Source organism: Scandinavium hiltneri (assembly GCF_024764835.1).
Classification (GTDB): Bacteria; Pseudomonadota; Gammaproteobacteria; order Enterobacterales; family Enterobacteriaceae; genus Scandinavium; species Scandinavium hiltneri.
This window is the reverse complement of the sequence record NZ_JALIGE010000023.1, coordinates 1-421: the sequence shown is the minus strand read 5'-3', so window position 1 is coordinate 421 and position 421 is coordinate 1. Positions and strand designations below refer to the sequence as shown.

Genomic DNA, 421 nt, shown 5'->3' with positions numbered 1-421 from the left:
ACACGGTGGCGCGGGACACGCCCGCCAGGGCTGCGACATCTTCCAGTGTCACCATCATCCGACTCCTGATTACGATAAAAATGGGGCCGACATATCGACCCCTGTACATTAGTTATAGCAATGTATCAGCAACCCTGGCTGGCCCGGCGGTTATTTGAACTGAGGCAGGTAAGGTGCATTCACCGCCAGCACTTCATCCAGCAGCGGTTGTGCCACATTGGCATTGCCGACCAGCGGGTTGGTGACCAATGCCAGCAGGCCACTGCGGCGATCGCCATGCACCGCGGCTTCGATGGTCAGGCGCTCATAAGCTTTTACCTGTTGGGTCAGCGCATGCATAGAATCCGGCAGCGTGCCGAAGGTCAGCGGATGGGCACCCTGAGCATCGATGATACAGTTGGTTTCTATCACAGCGTCGTCC

At 57.5% G+C, this 421-nt stretch carries 1 protein-coding gene; it reads right to left on the bottom strand.

What is annotated here, in order from left to right; all coding sequences use genetic code 11:
• Positions 1 to 150: 150 nt before the first annotated feature.
• Positions 151 to 421 (bottom strand): family 4 glycosyl hydrolase (locus tag MUU47_RS00095; RefSeq protein ID WP_509908855.1); only part of this gene is annotated, 271 nt, incomplete at its 5' end.